This window comes from Micromonospora sp. WMMD812 (assembly GCF_027497215.1).
Taxonomy (GTDB): domain Bacteria; phylum Actinomycetota; class Actinomycetes; order Mycobacteriales; family Micromonosporaceae; genus Micromonospora.
Map to the genome: position 1 here is coordinate 1,531,629 of NZ_CP114904.1, position 15,713 is coordinate 1,547,341.

The window sequence follows — 15,713 nt, forward strand, 5'->3', positions numbered from 1 at the left end:
TGAGCGCCTGAACGACGAGTTCGGAGGTCGCCAGCAGGAAGACCGGACTGCTGCGAGCCTGCTTCGATGACAGGGCTGGGTATCGAATCACCCGAGGGGCGCCGCCGTGGGCATGGCACCCTCGGCGATCTTGAGTCGCGTCCAGATGTTCATGTTGATCACAACGGCTACGATCTCCAGGATCTCGTCCTCCGTGAAGTGCGTGGCCAGCCGGTCGTGTGCCTCCTGGATCCGCTGGTCGACGGTGGCGTCGGCGGCTCGGGTCAACGCCTCGGTGTAGGCCAGCGCGGCTCGCTCCGCCTCGGTGAACAGGTGTGTCTCCCACCACGCGGTGAGCGTCTCGACCTTGGACTGCGGGATGTCGGCGGTGCGCGCAGCGGCGTGGTGCACCAGAAGGCAGTAGCTGCAGTTGTTGATTTGTGCGACGCGTAAACGCAGAGGCTGGGCCAGGGTCCGTTCCACCCGGAGCGTGGCGGTATGGCCGAAAGCTGCGGCCCCAGCGTTTGCCAGAGCCATGAGTTGCTCGTTCGACGCGGCGTTCAGTCGGACGTTCTGGATCCTGGTATCCAAGGGATGACCTCCTGTAGGTCACAACGACAGCACCGCGGGGTGGGCACGTCCACGTCCGTACGGCCGCGCCCTGTCCGGCCGAAAGCGGCACCCGCGGTGGCCTGAGCTGCGATCGAACCGCTTTTGCGGGGACCCGGATTGAGGCTAGTCGTCCGGCTCCAGTAGGTAGGCATCCTTCGGAGGTGAGTACCGGTAGAGGTCGCTGGCGCACCAGCGCAGCATGCGCTGTATCGGCCGTTCAGTCGTCTGTGGCGGACGATCGGCCATTTCCATGTGCATGTGCCCATTCACGACGGCTACGAAGTACGGGTGACCAACGAGGTAACCGTTCCCCTGCTGCCCTGCGCCTCTATCGACGACATCGTCGCCTTTTACGAGGTGCTCGGGTTTCACACCACCTACAAGCAGCGCAAGCCCAACCCGGCCGTGGGGTTACAACGTGAAGATCTACATCTGCAGTTCTTCGAGATGGCGGGGTTCGATCCGGCGCAGTCCTACGGTTCGTGTATCGTGCTGACCCCGGACACGGGGCAGCTGTACCGGGCTTTCGCGGCGGGAATGCGCGCCGCGTACGGCAAGGTATTGGTCTCCGGGACGCCGCGGATGACCCGGCCCCGGGCGCGGAAGAACGCCGACGGGCTGAGCGGCTTCAGCGTCATCGATCCAGGCGGCAACTGGATCCGCGTCTTCCAAAACGCCCCGGCCTCCCCCGCGCCGGCGTCGACTGGGCGGCTGGGCAAGGCGATGGCGAACGCCGTCGTGCAGTCCGACTCCAGAGGGGACGCCCGGCAGGCGGCTCGGATTCTTGACAGTGCGTTGGCCCATCCCGAGGCAGATGACGACCCAGTCGCGTTGGTGGAGGTGCTCGTCTACCGCGCTGAGGTTGCGATGGTCCTGAACGATCCGGCCACGGCGGTCGAGATGCTGGCCCGTGTTGACCGCGTCGCGTTGAGTGCGGACGAAGCCACGCGGGCTGCTGCTGCGTATGAGGCCGCTACCGACCTTGCGGCGGCGCTGTCCTAGGTGCCGCATTCAGCCGACACCGTGCCCTGGCTGAGACCTTGAGCCAGGGCACGGTGTCGGCTATTTGCCGGGAGCGGTCTCGGTCAGCCGTAGCGGCCGGTAGCCGTCGGTGTCGAGTTGGGCGAGTTCGCCGTCGATGTCGACGGAGTGGGTGCCGTAGAAGTGCACGTTCTCGTGGTGGGTGCGCCAGATGTGCGCCAGGACCTCGTCGTCGACGTCGCGGTCCGGCGCGGGGCGGCCACGCCGAGGCCGTGGTACTCCGTTGGCCAGCAGACGATCGTGTTGGTGGCCAGGGTCAGGCACCACATCTGCTCAGTCTGCTTCTCGTGATGCCGACGCTGCAGCGCTCCCTCGCCCGCGTACGCGAGCGAGCGGCGCAGCGCGTGCAGGTTCTCGCCTTTGTTCAGCTGCCGGGCGATGCGCCGCCGGTAGGTCTCGTCGGCCAGGTACCGGGTGGCGTAGACGGTGCGGCACAGCGCCCCGTACTCCTTGATCGCGCTGGTCAGCGCGTTCTGCTGCCGTTTCGAGGAGCACAGTTTGCAGACCACGGGCGCCGTGGTGGCGTGCCCGCCCTGCACGGACGCGGCGACCCGCAGCAGGTCGTCCCACGTGTTCGTGATCAGGTCCAGGTTCAATCGGCGGGTCAGCAGCATCTCGGCGCGCGGGTACCGGTCCAGGAAGTCGGCGCGGGGGCCGGCCCGGTACAGGGTGATCTTCCCGAGGTCGCGGATCCGCGGTGAGAGTTGCTTGCCGACCAGGTCGAACAGGGCAAAGGTGGCCAGAGTTGCGCCGTGGGTGTTGGTGGTGTGCTCGAACACCGGCAGATCGGTTTCGTTGCCCCAGCCCGTCGAGCACGTAGTGCGGCTCCGGCCGGTCGCCATGATGACCTTCGTGTCGAACGTCGGGTGCTGGTCGGAGACGTGGGTGTAGGTGGAGACGCCCTGCGCGCGGGCGAAGTACCGCGACAGGTGCCGGGCGGTGATGCTCTTGCCCTTGACCGGGGCTTGACGGTGCGTGACTACCCCTGGCAGCACACTCTGGCTGTGGTGGGGATGGTGGGTCCGCCGCCCGGATCGCGGTGGCGTTGGTGGTCGCCACGACGAGGTCGCGGTGCCCGGAGAATTGCGCTCATGGCTTGCGCCCCTGCCTCGGCGCGCCGCAGCAGGGTCAGCCGCCTGTTTTCCTCTGACAATGACGGGCCTGCTCGACGATGGTGTGCTGCAGCAGTTCGCGGGCCGCTGGCCGTCACCGGGCTACGGTACCTGGGTTGGGTCACCGCCGACCGTTGCCTCGCCCTGCCACGACCCTGCCTGTGCTGCCTACTCCTGATCTTCTGACAGAAGGTGTGTCCTGGCGCGGGAGATGCTAGACCACTAGCGTCCCCCTGATGTGCGACATGAGGGTCTGAGTCGAAAATGAACCTCAGTGGACCGGGGCGACGGTCGCCTGGTAGCTGAGTTGGTGGAGTTGGCCGATGAGGTGGCGGGCCTGTCGAGCGGGGTCGGTGCGGGTCAGGAAGTAGGCCGCACCGAGGTCGTGGTAGTCGGCATCGTTGCTGATCATGTGCCAGATGGCGGTGAGGATGAGGAGTCGTGCTTCCTCAGCGGCAGATCCGGATGCCGCCGGACGACGAACAAACATGTGCTCTGGCACACTCAGCGGCGTGTTGACCACCCTCACCCTGCGAAACGTCGGCACCGCCGCCATCGTGGTTGGACTACTCGTCGCGGTCCTTACCCTCGGCACCGCCACCGACCGTCCATTCATCCTGGCTGGGCTGCTCGTCCTCGTCGGTACTGGCCTGCGGTTGGAGGCTGCCGTCCGCGCCCGAGGCACACGCCTCCAGGGCACCGGCCACTGATCTTCAAGGCAGTGCACGCAGTATCGCCATGTAGGCGCGACCGATGCGGCCAGATCGGCACGACTCCTCGCCGGGGCGCCGCCGCCCCCGCCACTGCGTACCGTGACGCCCGATTGGTGGCATGGGGGTACGCCTCATCGTGGCCAGCGATCATCTCGCCGCGGTTCGGGACGGCACTCAAGGGTTCCCCACATCTGGCCTGAAGGATCAAGAGCGGCCCGGCCGAGTGCCATGGCCGCGCCTGCCCCGACATCGGCCTGCAGACAGGAATCTCTTGTCGCCTCGGATAACCCACTGTTCCCGAACGGGTGCTCGGTGTGGGAGTGTCGCGGCTGGGAGGTCTCCATGCCGCACTCGCCTAGGGATCATCTCGTTGACCTCGCCCGTGAATGCGCCGTCCGGATCGAGGATGATGCCGGCGGGTTTCTCGGCTCCGGGTTCTTTGTGGCCTCGGGTCATGTCATGACCTGTGCGCATGTCGTCGAGGGCATGACGGCCGGTCGGTTGCGGGTGGGGTGGTCCAACGCCCGGTTGCAGGTGTCGGAGGCGGTATGCGTTCCCGAGCATGCCGGGGCGGGGCGAACGTACGAGGTGCCGGATCTGGCCCTGCTCAAGGTGGACGCACCACCGGGTCATCCCATCGTCTGGTTGTCGCGCTCGGCCCCGTCGGCCTGGACCCAGGCGATGGCGATCGGGTTCAGCCGTCAAACACCCGCGACCCACCCGGCCGCGGACACCGCGACGTTTCAGGTCGTCGGTTCCTCCGCCCCACCCCTACTCAAGGTGCGCGACGGGCGGATACCGGCCGGCATGAGCGGCAGCCTCGTCCTCGACATGAACGCCGGGTCCGTGTGCGGGGTGGTGAAGGCCGCCACCGACGATCCGGGGAGTCCGGAAGGATGGATCCTCCCGAGCCAGCACGCCTGTGCGGCCTTCGACGGCCTGGCGGAGGCCAATGCACAACGGCATCCGCGCGGCTCAGCCTGGTGGAAACTGGCCACGCACCGGGCGGCATTGGCCCGGCGGCTGTTCGGCATCGCCTACCCGGCCCGGACTCCCGAACCGCCGAGCGATCCGCCGCCCTCGTGGTGGCTGGATCCGCGGCACCGGGTCGTGAGCTTTCTTCCCCGTCCCGAACTCGACGTGCTGACCGCCTTTGCGGCCGACGAGGCGGCGAGCGCACCGATGATCAGGCTGCTGCGCGGCCCAGGTGGCTCCGGCAAGACCCGCCTCGCTCTGGAGCTGGCCGACCGCCTGTTCGGGCAGGGTTGGGTCGCCGGCGTGCGGCAGCCACCGGAGGCCGAGGACGTGCGCCGGCTCGCCGACATGATCCAGGAGGCCACCGACCTGGGGCACCGGGTGCTGGTGGCGTTCGACTACGTCGAGGGCTACCGCACCGAGCTCGAGAGGCTGGCGGAGGCGGTTGCGCCGGACGCGGTGCGCTTCCTGCTGCTGGCCCGCTCGGCCGGGACTTGGTGGACGCGGTTCTCCCCGGGAGGCGAGGCGCGGTATCGGATCAACCGTGAGCCGATCGTCCTCGGGCTGCCAGGAGACGGGCCGGATGGCACGAAGGCCGCGTTCACCGTTGCGCTGCGGACGTTCCGGGAGCACATGGGCAGCGCGAGACCGGACGGCGAGGCGGGATCCGAGCTCGTCCGGCGCGCCGCCGGCTGCCGCGACATGCTCACCCTGCACGCCGCCGCGCTCGTCAGCGCCATTCACGAGCGTGATCACGGAAGCCTGCCAGTAGCGTCGGCCTCATGGGCGGACTCGCTGGATGAGCTGGTGCGGCACGAGCAGCGGCACCTAGAACGCGCTGGCCGCCGGCTACGGCTGGATTGTGACCCCGATCTGACCGGCGAGGCGTTGCTGCTGCCGAGCCTGTTCGCCGCCCGAAACGCGGCTCAGGCCGGTGAGGTGGTCGGCCGCCTGTCCGCGATCGCGGGCCCTCAGGTCAGGCCGCTCGCCGGCCTGCTGCACGAGCTCTACCCAAACTCGACCGCCCTGCGATGGTGGGCGCCGTTGCCCCTGGACCGGCTCGCCGAGACCCTGCTCGCCCAGGTGGTCGAGGACGCGTTGGACGGGCCGGCCTACCTGGGGGCGGTGTTCGCCTCTAGCGCGGTGTGGCAGGCTGTCGATGGGCTGGTCCTGCTCCTGCGGGTTGCCACTGACGACAGTGTGCCTGAGGCGATTCGGCGCCAGGTCGACGCGGGCCTCGACACCGTCGTACGGGCCCGGGGGTTCCTTCTGCTGGCGGCGCTGTGGGTCGCCGAAACCCGGGTTCATGGCGAGGCACCTCGCACCAGCCGCTATGTCGCCGGGCTCTCTGCAGCGGACGCCCTCGGGCGGGTCGAGGATCTGCGCCGCAGCGGTCGGCGCAGCCTGCAGGAGTTCGCGTTGGTTCTGCTCGACCGCGCGGAGGAGGCGGCCCGGCAGGCGCCACGGCGGGACAGTCTGGTGACTCGAATCGTCGGCGGGGAACGACCGGCGCTCCCGCCGATGCTCGTCATTCTGCGCGCCATGATCCTCGTGCAACTGGAACGCTATGCTGAGGCGATTAGCCTAGCCGGCGGCCTGATTCCCGACCTGCGGGCCGACGTGGCCGCTCGCGCAGCCGAAAACGTGCCGCCCGAGCAACCTCTCTTCCGCATCGGGATGCGCGGCGACCGGTTGCATCTGCTGGCCTCGGAAGGCGATGGCAGCGAGATCTTGGCGATGGCGTTACAGGTGCATGCCGCGGCGTTGGAGGGTGACGAGCAGGACGGCGCCGCGCTGACGTTGCGCGCCGAGGCTTGCGAGGTCGCCCGCCGAGGCTCGATCTGGAATCGGGATCTCGCGCGGCGCCTGATTTATTACTTGTGCGAGCTGGCCGAGAAACACAGCAACCGGGGTGATGCCTCCGCGGCCGAGTCGCTGCTGGTCGAGGCGGCCGAACGCGCCCGCGCCCAGCTGGAGGACACCCCGAAGACCCCGCTCGTGCTGCTCGCCCGCCTGTTCGACCGTCAGGGGCGGCATGACGAGGCGGCCGTGTTACAGCGTCAGTTGGGTGGCGAGGCCGATGGCATCGAGCCGGATCCGGAGGCGGCCGTCTTCGAAGAGGTCACGGCTGGTTGGAGGCGCTCGGTCGAGCTGGCCGGACGCGGTCTCCTGGCGGAGGCGCGGTCTGCGGCCCAGGTGTACCTCAATGCCCTGCGGGACTTGGCTGACGAGGACCCGCAGACGTACACCGAACACCTGCCGCTCTTTCTCTGCCAGGCGGCCGAGTTGGAGCTGCCGCGGGACAAGCTTGATCTCTACGGTGAAGCGATCCGGGTGCTTCGCATGAAGGCTCGGGCTACGCCACCGGATTTGCACATGCTCGGCCTGGTCCATCTGAATCTCGCCGACTGCCTCATCGATCTCGATCGTCCCGAGGAGGCGATGGCCGCCGCGACCGAGGCCGTGCGGTACTTCGACCGGTACGCCGAGCATGCGCCCGGAAAGACCGCTTCCCGGCTAATCACCGCTCTGCACATTGTGGCTCAGACCGCCCCTCGTGCAGGCCGACCGGATCTGGCGGCCGAGGCGGCCCGGCGCGCCGACGAGCTCGTGCGGCAGCACGAGGGTGATCCCCGACTGCAGAACCTGGTGGCGGTGCAGATGCTCCGGTTCCAGGAACTCGAGAAACTACGTGCCGCAGCGCAGGAGGCCACTGAGGCGGGCATGGCGGAGCGCGCCGCGGAGCTGCTGCGTCAGGCATCCGTAATCGGCCGCGACATGCTCGGCTGGCGGATGTCCGCACAGAACAGGAAGGCGTGGGCGGCCCGGCTGCTCGCCATTGCCCTTGGTCTGCTCAGAGCAGGCGACAACGAGGAGGCGGATCGCGCTGTCGACGACATCATCCGGTCGGAACCGAGCCTCCTGGCGCATTCCGCCCGCGTCCACATCCGGCGGGGTCATGCGGCGTTTCCGGATGTCGTCGAGGCGGTCGATGGGCTGTTGCGAGCATGCCGGGAGGCTGGCGAGACCGGCGAGCGCCGTCTCATCGACGAGGCTGTGCAGTGGGTTCAGTATCTGGCGCACCGCCCAGAGGCCGCGGAGCACCAGGACGCGATCGTCGGGCTGCTCCTGGGGGTGTTGCCGCTTCCGGTCGATGCCAAGGCGGCTATTCGGGCATTGCTAGGTGTGGTGGAGCGCGTCACCGAGGACGATCTGCCCAGCGATGCCGGTCCGGCCTTGTGCGCGGTGGTCCGGCGGCACGATGACCCGGTTCTCGCGCACTTGGTGTCCACGGTGGCGGTCAAGGTGCCCCTCGATGCTCGCCACGCCGTCTACACGGAGCTGGACGCGGTCATCCGCACTTGGAGCGACGCGGTGCGCGAGGAACGCTGGACGGTCGTCGCGATGATTCCCTGGCTGCGCAGTCAGGCGCTCAGTGCGGCGGGACGCCACGACGAGGCGGCATCCGCACTGATCGAGGCCGTCCCGTGGGTAGACGCGCACTGTGAGCAAGATGCCGACATGTTCCGGGTCGTGGTCCGCGGCTACCTGCGCGCCTGCCGCGATGCCGGCCGGCCGCAGGACGCGGTGGACACGATCGGCGCCCTGTCCGCTGAGTCGCTGGCGATGCTGATGGCAAGCGCCACAGCTCGGGCAGAGGTGCTCGGCTGGCAGGCAGAGACGGCCGGCCGGCTCGGCTACGACGAGCGGGCGCGCCTGACGGCAGCAGCACTCGCCGCGGCGTACGACTCGGGCGAGATGACTGTGATCCATCGTGCGCACCGCGACCACGCCCGGGCCGTGGGGCTGCGCGACACCTTCGACCCCGACGCTTTCGCCCACCTGATCGCGTCCGGCGTCGTCGGCGTCGGCCTTGGTGCTCCCTTCGACGTAGGGTTGGCCGCCAACTCGCTGAACCTGCAACTGTGCTGGCACGACGTCGGAACGGTCGCCGGTCTGGCACGCCGCGTCGACATCATCGACGGGGTGCGTTTCGGCGAGGCGATTGTCCCCGCCCTCAGCGAGAACGCTCAGCGCATGCTCGACCGCGTGCTCGACGCGGTGGTGACCCAATGCGGTCCGGGCCTCGTCGAGCTCACCGCGGTCCGGATGCAGTGGGATCCGTACATCGCTGCGGTCGTACAGGCGCGGCGAGGCGTCGCGGGTTGGTTGCGAGGGCTTCACCGACTGCTGCCCGACTACATAGGCACCGACTGGGAGGCGGTTGCACACGCGTACACGCTCCTTGCGGAGGGACACGACGAGGCCGCCCTGGACGTCGCTGTCGACGGGACGGACCAGGTGCTCATCGCCCGCTGCCGGAACGCGGTGCGGGGCAGGGTACGGATCGATGCCGACCTGGCCTTCGCGATGCCGGTCGCCCTGCTCTTCCGCCACGTCTTCGTGGCGTCGCAGGGCGGCCCGGCCGACGAGGTCGAGGCGCTACTGACCCAGTTGGACGGGTCCGAGCCCTGGTCCGATCTGGTTGCCCGACTCCGCGCTCTGCTCGGCGGGAGCCGGGACCGCCGGCTCGCCGAGACACCGGATGACACGCACCGAGCGGTGATGAACATGCTGCTGGATGCCATACCAGGAGAGGACAACCGTGACCGAAGCTGAGCTCACCGCTGCCGCCGTTGACGAAGCCGCCCGCTGGCGCCGTCAATTCGGTGTCACCCTGGCCATGCTCGTAGCGTTCGCAGCCCTCGTAGCGGCGATGATTTGGCTTGCCCGCAGTGACGACGCCGTCTGGCAGCGGCGGGTGTACATCTTCGGTGCTGTCGAGGCGATAGTCTTCACCGCGGTCGGTTGGCTTTTCGGCCGCGAGGTCAACCGCTCGGCGGTGACCACGGCGCGCGCCGACGCGGAGGCGGCTCGGCAGGAGGCCTCCGACGCCCGAGCGGAGGCCGGCGACGAGAAGGCTCGGGCGAGTCGCGTGGACAGCACGCTCGAGGCCGTCCGAGCGGCGACTCGCGCCGCGACGGCTACAGAGCAGCACGGGATCAGCGACCGCGGTGCCGGAGCCGGCCGGTCTGGCGGATCCGTCGTGGATCTGCGCACTTTCCTACAGGAACTCTTGGACCCGCCATCCGATCGTCCTGATTAGAGGAAACTCAGGCGTGGAACGCACCAACGCCTCAAGCAGAAGACCGATCGAACCCCGCAACACCGGCCGCATCTGCCTCGACCGCGAAGTGCTCATCGGTTGACGCGGACGGAGAGGGTTCGCCGGAACCAACAGGATCACCACCGTAACCTGCCCGAACCCACGCACCCGCCGCGAACGCCCAGCCTCGGCTCGGACGGTAAGGGTATGCCGACGCGGCGCTGCTCGCGGTGCACGGAGCAGCCGCCGCCCGACGACGCCGACTTGACAGATCTGGTCCATACGACAAGCACATCCCTGTCGCCGAAGAGCTCACCGGATCGGGACAGGCCCAATCCGGGATTGGCGGCTTGCTGATAGTTGATGCCCTCCCGAACGGGTGGGGCCGTAGCGTCGAGCGCATTCCGCTCTCGCCATCACGCTCCTGCTCGAGCGCGGCCAGCGGGTCCTCTACCTGCCAGGTGTGGCGGTCAACCGTATCGCCGGTGCATACCGCGGCGAGGGCAAGACCGACGCCAAGAACGCCGCCGTTATCGCTGACCAGGCCCGAATGCGGCGTGACTTGCGTGAGCTACACCTTGACGACACCCTGCTCGCTGAACTTCGCATGCTCACCGCCCACCGCGCCGACCTCGCGGCCGATCGCACCCGCACCATCAACCGGCTTCGAGTACGGCTGCTCGGCATCTTCCCCGCCCTGGAGCGGGCATTCGACTTCACCAACCGCGGACCGCTCGTGCTCATCAGCCAGTTCCAGACACCCGCCGCTCTGACCGCGATCGGGCGAGAGAAACTGGAGCTCTGGCTCCGCGAGCGCAAAGTCCGCCACGCGAACAAGCTCGCCACCGCGGCGATCCAGGCTGCCGAAGCTCAGCACGTCCGTGTTCCCGGTGAGGCAATGGCCGGGGAGCTCGTCGGCCGGCTTACAGCCAACGTCATCGACCTCGACCAGCAACTCGCCGAGCTGGACAAGCTCATCGCTGACCGATTCCACCGCCACCACCATGTCAAGGTGATCACTAGCATGGTCGGTATCGGTGACCTCCTCGGCGCGGAGTTCCTCGCCGCCACCGGTGGCAACCTTGACGGGTTCGCGTCCGCTGACCACCTCGCCGGCTACGCCGGACTGGCACCTACGCCACGCGACTCCGGTCGGCGCGTCGGCAAACCTGCACCGCCCGAAGCGCTACAACCGCCAACTCCAACGCGTCTTCTACGCATCAGCCCTGATCAGCATCCAGCGCAGCCCCTGCTTCAAAATCCTTCTACGAGCGCAAACGAACTAAGGGCAAACGCCACGGTCAAGCCGTCCTTGCCCTCGCCCGGCGCCGCGTGAACGTCCTCTGGGCAATGCTGCGCGACAACCGACCCTACGAAGAAGGACAATCCCTGACCGCCCTCGCCACTTGACAAACGGCATTGAGAATCAGGCGGAGACGACAGCCGTCCGGGTAATCCGCTGCAACCCCTGACCCTCGGCCATCGATACCTGCCGGACGAACACCTCAGGGCGTCTGCCACCAGCCGCCACCTCCCACAGCAAACCGATGGGAGACAGTCTGCCCGGCACGTCCTCAGAACTGACGGATTACACGATCAACGTTCAAAGACGAGGCACTAGCTTGATCTTCAACCTGTGCGTCGTGGCCTCGGGCCCTGGTCGGGCCCCCGCGCCGTCTCCCGCCGACACATCGGCCGCCGCGTCCGCCTCGAATGCGCTGTTGATCACAAGACGGTCAGCCTTCGGCCGAAGGTCACCTCCTGCCGACCTGCATGGGCTTGGAGCACAGCACGTCCGGCAGTGGCAAGTAGCCAAGTGCCTGCCAAAACTGCAACGCGGCGGCGTTGTCCGGCATGACGAGCAGGTTCACCCTCGGGCAGTCCAACTGCCGAAAGCGGCTCTCGAGTTCATTCACCAGCCGGGTGGCTATGCCCCTCCGGTGGTGGGCAGGGTGCACAGCGAGTCGCAGGATCCAGCCCCGCCGCCCGTCATAGGTCCCCATGATCACGGCCACCACCTCGCCGCCCAACTCGGCAACCAGGAACAGCTCAGGGTCGCGGGTGAGCTTGGCTTCCAGCTCAGCGCGGGGAAGGCCATCGCGACCAGCGGCTATCCACACCGCGACGACAGCGTCGTAGTCGCTCCACTGGAACTGGCGGATGTGAATCACAACCTGTCTCCTTGCCCGCGCCCTGCTGACGCGGTTTGCTCATCGACATGGCTCGCATCGCATACGACCACACGGACGCGAGCGCGTTCGCATCGTCCCGACACCTGGGGGATGAGGAAGCCGGCGAGTGGCGGGCCGCTGTCATCAGGCACATCGGCCCGCAGCCGGGCATGCGGCTGCTGGATCTGGGGGCCGGCACGGGTAGCTGGGCCAAGGCGTTCTCATCCTGGTTCCCCGGTGTCGAAGTGACCGCAGTCGAGCCGTCAACGGCGATGCGCCAACGGTCGGTATACCAACCCATCGTCGCTGGCGACGCCGCCGACATCCCGCTCCCCGACGCAAGCGTCGACGCCGCCTGGATCTCCACCGTCATCCACCATGTGCCCGACCTGACCGCCGCGGCACGCGAACTACGCCGCGTCCTGCGCTTCGGCTCGCTCGTCCTGATCCGGTCCGCGTTCGCCGGCCGGCACAAGGCGATCACCCTGTTCCGTTACTTCCCCGAGGCGATCCGGGTACTGGACACTTACCCCAGCGTCGCCCAGGTCGAAGCAGCCTTCGCCGGCGAAGGATTCTCCACCGTCAGCCTGGAGCAGGTCCCACAAATCACCGCCGCATCGTTACACGACGCGGCGACCACCCTGCGCCGAGAGGCACACAGCCCGCTGCAACTGATCACCGACGAGGAATACGACGCAGGCGTACGTCGCCTGCACCAAGCAGCGCTCACCGAAACCGGACCGGTGATCGACGCCCTGGACCTGCTCGTACTACGCAGAGGTTGATCATCGGCCGGCGAGCAGGCCTGGTTCGAACGGTTCGCCCGAGCGAGCCGAGGCCCGGGCGGGCGGTCCGGTGGGGCCGGGAGATTCGTCCGGATACTGGCGTGGCATCCGGACGAACCAGTAACGCCCTTCGTTGCCTGGGTCCGGCGCAGTCCGACAATGGTTCAGCCTTTCAGGCCGCTGCTGGCGATGCCGGAGAAGAACTGCCGCTGGAGCACCAGGAAGATCAGGATTAGTGGCAGCGACGCGACGAGGGCGCCGGCCATGAGGGTCGGGTAGTCGGTCCCGAACTGCCCCTGCAGGCCGGCCAGGCCAACGGTGAGCGGGCGTTTGTCGCCCCGCGGGGTCACGATGAGCGGCCAGAGCAGGTCGTTCCAGGAGTAGAGCGAGGTGAGGACGGCCAGCGCCGCCATGGTCGGGCGGGCCATCGGAAGCATGATGTACCAGAACGTCCGCAGGGGTCCGGCCCCGTCGAGCCGGGCGGCCTCTTCGAACCCGGCGGGGATCGACAGGAACGCCTGCCGCATCAGGAAGATCCCGAACGCCGAGAACATGCCCGGGATCGCCAGGGCGGGAATAGTGTCGAGCATCCCGAAGTCCCTGATGATTTCGAACTGCCCGATGAGGAACAGCTGGCTCGGCACCATGAGCATGGCGATGAACAGCCCGAACAGGAGCCTGCGTCCGGGGAACCGGAGCCGGGCGAACGCGTAACCTGCGAGCGCCGAGACGGCGAGCTGCCCGATCACGCGCAGCACGAGCGCGGACACCGAGACGGTGAGCTGCGCCCAGAACGGCACTGAGCCGAAGAACGTGGCGAAGGCGCCGGTCGTCGGGCCCTCGGGCAGGAACGTCGGCGGCACTTGGGAGGCTTCGCGGTTGGACTTGAAGATGGTGAGCAGCTGCCAGACGAACGGCGCGACCATGACGACTGCCGCGACGGCGAGGACGAGGTGGATAGCCCCCTCGCCGTGGCGGGAGGCCTTCGATCCGCCTGCCGCGTGCTCCATGCGCCTGCTTCGCAGGATCTGATCAGTCATAGAACACCCACCGACGTTGTAGGCGGAACTGGACGATGGTGGCAACCATGATCACCATGAGCAGCACGATCGCGATCGCGGCCCCGTAGCCCTGGTCGAACTCGACGAAGGCCTTCTCGTAGAAGAGGTAGACGATGGTCTTCGAGTCTGCGAGAGCGGTGTTGTTGACGCTGCGGAGCATGACGAAGATCAGGTCGAACATCTGCAGCGCGGAGATCACGGTCAGCACGGTCACGAGGAACACGCTGGGCGACAGCAGCGGCAGGGTGATCCGGAAGAACTGGCGGACCCGTCCCGCCCCGTCGAGCGAGGACGCCTCGTAGAGGTCCTGCGGGATCGACTGAAGTCCGGCGCCGAGGATGATGAGGTTGATGCCGAGGCTCATCCAGATGCCGACGACACCGACCGCGTAGATCGTAAAGGTCGCATCGGCGACCCAGTACTGCCCGGGGACGCCGACCAGGGAGAGGACGTAGTTCAGCAGACCGAAGTCGCCGTTGTAGATGAACCGCCAGACCATGCTGACCGCGACCGGTAGCGTCACGACGGGCAGAAAGAACAGCACCCGGTAGAAGGCGCGGCCACGGCTGACCTGTTCGATGAGCGCGGCGAGGACGATCGCGACGGGGACGCCGAGCAGCAGGAGCGCGGTGTAGAGCGCGGAGTTGCGCAGGGCCTGCCAGAAGCGCGCGTCGCTGAGCAGTTCGGTGTAGTTGTCGAGTCCGGTGAACGTGCCGGGCCCGAAGGCCGGCACGTCCATGAAGCTCTTGCCGAAGGTGGTGAGGAACGGCCAGACGTAGAACGCGACGAGGCCGACGAACGCCGGGGCGATCATCAGGTAGCCCCATCCCGGCGAGGGCAGGAGGCCTCCCGCGCGGCGGCGTGTGCGCTGCCGCGCGGGAGGGCTGGCGACGTCGGTGGTCACTGCGCGAGGACCTCGTTGATCGCCGTGTTGTAGGCCCGGGCCGCGTCGGCGGGGGTCTGCTTGCCGTCCCATGCCGGAGCGAGGTACTGGGTTTCGAGCCCGGTCCACTTGGCGGCGTCACCGGCGATCGGCAGCGGCACCGAGTAGTCGACGGCGTCGACGAAGACCTTGAGGTTGAATTCGGGCATCGCGTCGAGCCAGCCCTGCTGGGTGTTCTGGTAGGCGGGCAGCACGGCGCCGCTCTTGGCCTGGATGACGGCCGCGTCTTTACCGCTGGCGAAGATGAGGAATTCGGCGAGTTCCTTGGGGTGCTTGGTGCCGGCGTATCCGGCGTTGAGGATGCCGCTGATCATCGTGGCCCGCTGCTTCGCCTTCGGCAGCGGTGCGACGCCGACGTGGGGGCGCAGTGCCTGGTCGCCGTAGAGACGCTGGGCCCAGAAGGAGCCGGAGAAGTACATGGCGACCTTCTGGTCCATGAACATCTGCACCGCTTCGGTGTCCGAGAGCTGCTTGAGCGTCGGGGAGAGTTTGTCGGCGTGCATCTGGGTCCAGAACTGCAGACCGGAGACGGCTTCCGGGCTGTCGATGGCGGCCTTGCCGTCATCGCCGATCACCTTGCCGCCGGCCTGGTAGATACTGTTGTAGTAACCGCCCTGGCGGTCGATCGGGGCGGCGATGCCCCACACACCGGCTGCGGGGTTCGTGAGTTTACGGGCGGCCTCACGCGCGTCGTCCCAGGTCCAGCTGTCGTCCGGGTAGGCCACGCCGGCCTTGTCGAAGAGGGCCTTGTTGAACCAGATCCCGTTCGTGTCGAAGTCCTTCGGCAGGCCGTACAGCTTGCCGTCGACGTCATACAGGTCGAGGACGGCCTTGGGGTAGGCGGCCAGGTCCACGCCCGCCGCCTTGACCGCGTCGGTGATGTCCAGCAGCTGCTTGCCCTTGGCATAGGCGGGAAACTGGTCGGCGAGCATCCAGAACGCGTCGGGTGCGGTCCGGCCGGCCGCGCCAACCTGCAGGGTCGACCAGTACTCGGGCCACGGCAGGACCTGCACCTGGACATCGACGTTGGGGTGCGTGTCCTCGAACGCCTCGGCGATCGCCTCCATCGCCGGCTTCTGGTCGTCGCTCCAGGTCGCGTAGGTCAAGGTCACCGTGCCGTCTCCCCCGCCGCTGCCGCTGCATCCAGTGGCGGCGAGGGTGGCCAGCACGGCCGCGGCGGCGATCCATCTCTTGCCGTGTCGCATGGTTTCTCC

At 67.8% G+C, this 15,713-nt stretch carries 13 protein-coding genes; 6 read left to right on the forward strand and 7 right to left on the reverse strand.

Annotation, left to right across the window (positions count from 1 at the left end):
- Window positions 1–87 precede the first annotated feature (87 nt).
- Window positions 88–462: a carboxymuconolactone decarboxylase family protein gene (locus O7603_RS07035; protein ID WP_281574862.1), complete on the reverse strand. Its 375-nt coding sequence runs from the start codon at window positions 460–462 to the stop codon at window positions 88–90.
- Between the two features lie 417 nt (window positions 463–879).
- Here O7603_RS07035 and O7603_RS07040 point away from each other — a divergent pair, with 417 nt between their 5' ends.
- The gene (locus O7603_RS07040; protein WP_281574863.1) at window positions 880–1,593 is read left to right on the forward strand and encodes a VOC family protein; all 714 of its coding nucleotides are present in this window, start codon (window positions 880–882) and stop codon (window positions 1,591–1,593) included.
- Between the two features lie 83 nt (window positions 1,594–1,676).
- On the opposite strand, the gene O7603_RS07045 is transcribed toward O7603_RS07040, so the two are convergent.
- Complete coding sequence (locus O7603_RS07045; RefSeq protein ID WP_281574864.1) at window positions 1,677–2,627, reverse strand: Tn3 family transposase; 951 nt, start codon at window positions 2,625–2,627, stop codon at window positions 1,677–1,679.
- A gap of 388 nt (window positions 2,628–3,015) precedes the next feature.
- Window positions 3,016–3,156, reverse strand: coding sequence for a hypothetical protein (locus O7603_RS07050; RefSeq protein WP_281574865.1), 141 nt, complete (start codon window positions 3,154–3,156; stop codon window positions 3,016–3,018).
- Window positions 3,157–3,256: 100 nt separating this feature from the next.
- Between O7603_RS07050 and O7603_RS07055 the strand changes: the two genes are divergently transcribed.
- The 4 genes from O7603_RS07055 to O7603_RS07070 all read left to right on the forward strand — a co-directional run bounded on the left by O7603_RS07055 (window position 3,257) and on the right by O7603_RS07070 (window position 10,875).
- A complete protein-coding gene (locus O7603_RS07055) occupies window positions 3,257–3,454 on the forward strand; it encodes a hypothetical protein (protein ID WP_281574866.1) in 198 nt (65 codons plus the stop codon).
- 345 nt (window positions 3,455–3,799) lie between these two features.
- On the forward strand, window positions 3,800–9,052 hold the full coding sequence (locus O7603_RS07060; protein ID WP_281574867.1) for a trypsin-like peptidase domain-containing protein: 5,253 nt from the start codon (window positions 3,800–3,802) through the stop codon (window positions 9,050–9,052).
- A complete protein-coding gene (locus tag O7603_RS07065) occupies window positions 9,039–9,539 on the forward strand; it encodes a hypothetical protein (protein ID WP_281574868.1) in 501 nt (166 codons plus the stop codon). Before O7603_RS07060 ends, O7603_RS07065 begins: the two co-directional genes overlap by 14 nt.
- A 415-nt stretch (window positions 9,540–9,954) precedes the next feature.
- A complete protein-coding gene (locus O7603_RS07070) occupies window positions 9,955–10,875 on the forward strand; it encodes a transposase (protein ID WP_281576636.1) in 921 nt (306 codons plus the stop codon).
- A gap of 418 nt (window positions 10,876–11,293) precedes the next feature.
- On the opposite strand, the gene O7603_RS07075 is transcribed toward O7603_RS07070, so the two are convergent.
- Complete coding sequence (locus tag O7603_RS07075; protein WP_281574869.1) at window positions 11,294–11,710, reverse strand: GNAT family acetyltransferase; 417 nt, start codon at window positions 11,708–11,710, stop codon at window positions 11,294–11,296.
- 47 nt (window positions 11,711–11,757) lie between these two features.
- Here O7603_RS07075 and O7603_RS07080 point away from each other — a divergent pair, with 47 nt between their 5' ends.
- Window positions 11,758–12,495: a methyltransferase domain-containing protein gene (locus O7603_RS07080; protein WP_281574870.1), complete on the forward strand. Its 738-nt coding sequence runs from the start codon at window positions 11,758–11,760 to the stop codon at window positions 12,493–12,495.
- Window positions 12,496–12,659: 164 nt separating this feature from the next.
- On the opposite strand, the gene O7603_RS07085 is transcribed toward O7603_RS07080, so the two are convergent.
- Genes O7603_RS07085 through O7603_RS07095 form a run of 3 tightly spaced genes read right to left on the reverse strand, consistent with a single transcriptional unit; the run spans window position 12,660 to window position 15,704 of the window.
- A complete protein-coding gene (locus O7603_RS07085; protein WP_281574871.1) occupies window positions 12,660–13,505 on the reverse strand; it encodes a carbohydrate ABC transporter permease in 846 nt (281 codons plus the stop codon).
- Window positions 13,506–13,527: 22 nt separating this feature from the next.
- Window positions 13,528–14,460 (reverse strand): sugar ABC transporter permease, encoded by a 933-nt coding sequence (locus O7603_RS07090; RefSeq protein ID WP_281574872.1) that lies wholly within the window; start codon window positions 14,458–14,460, stop codon window positions 13,528–13,530.
- Window positions 14,457–15,704: a sugar ABC transporter substrate-binding protein gene (locus O7603_RS07095; protein ID WP_281574873.1), complete on the reverse strand. Its 1,248-nt coding sequence runs from the start codon at window positions 15,702–15,704 to the stop codon at window positions 14,457–14,459. Before O7603_RS07095 ends, O7603_RS07090 begins: the two co-directional genes overlap by 4 nt.
- Window positions 15,705–15,713: the final 9 nt, after the last annotated feature.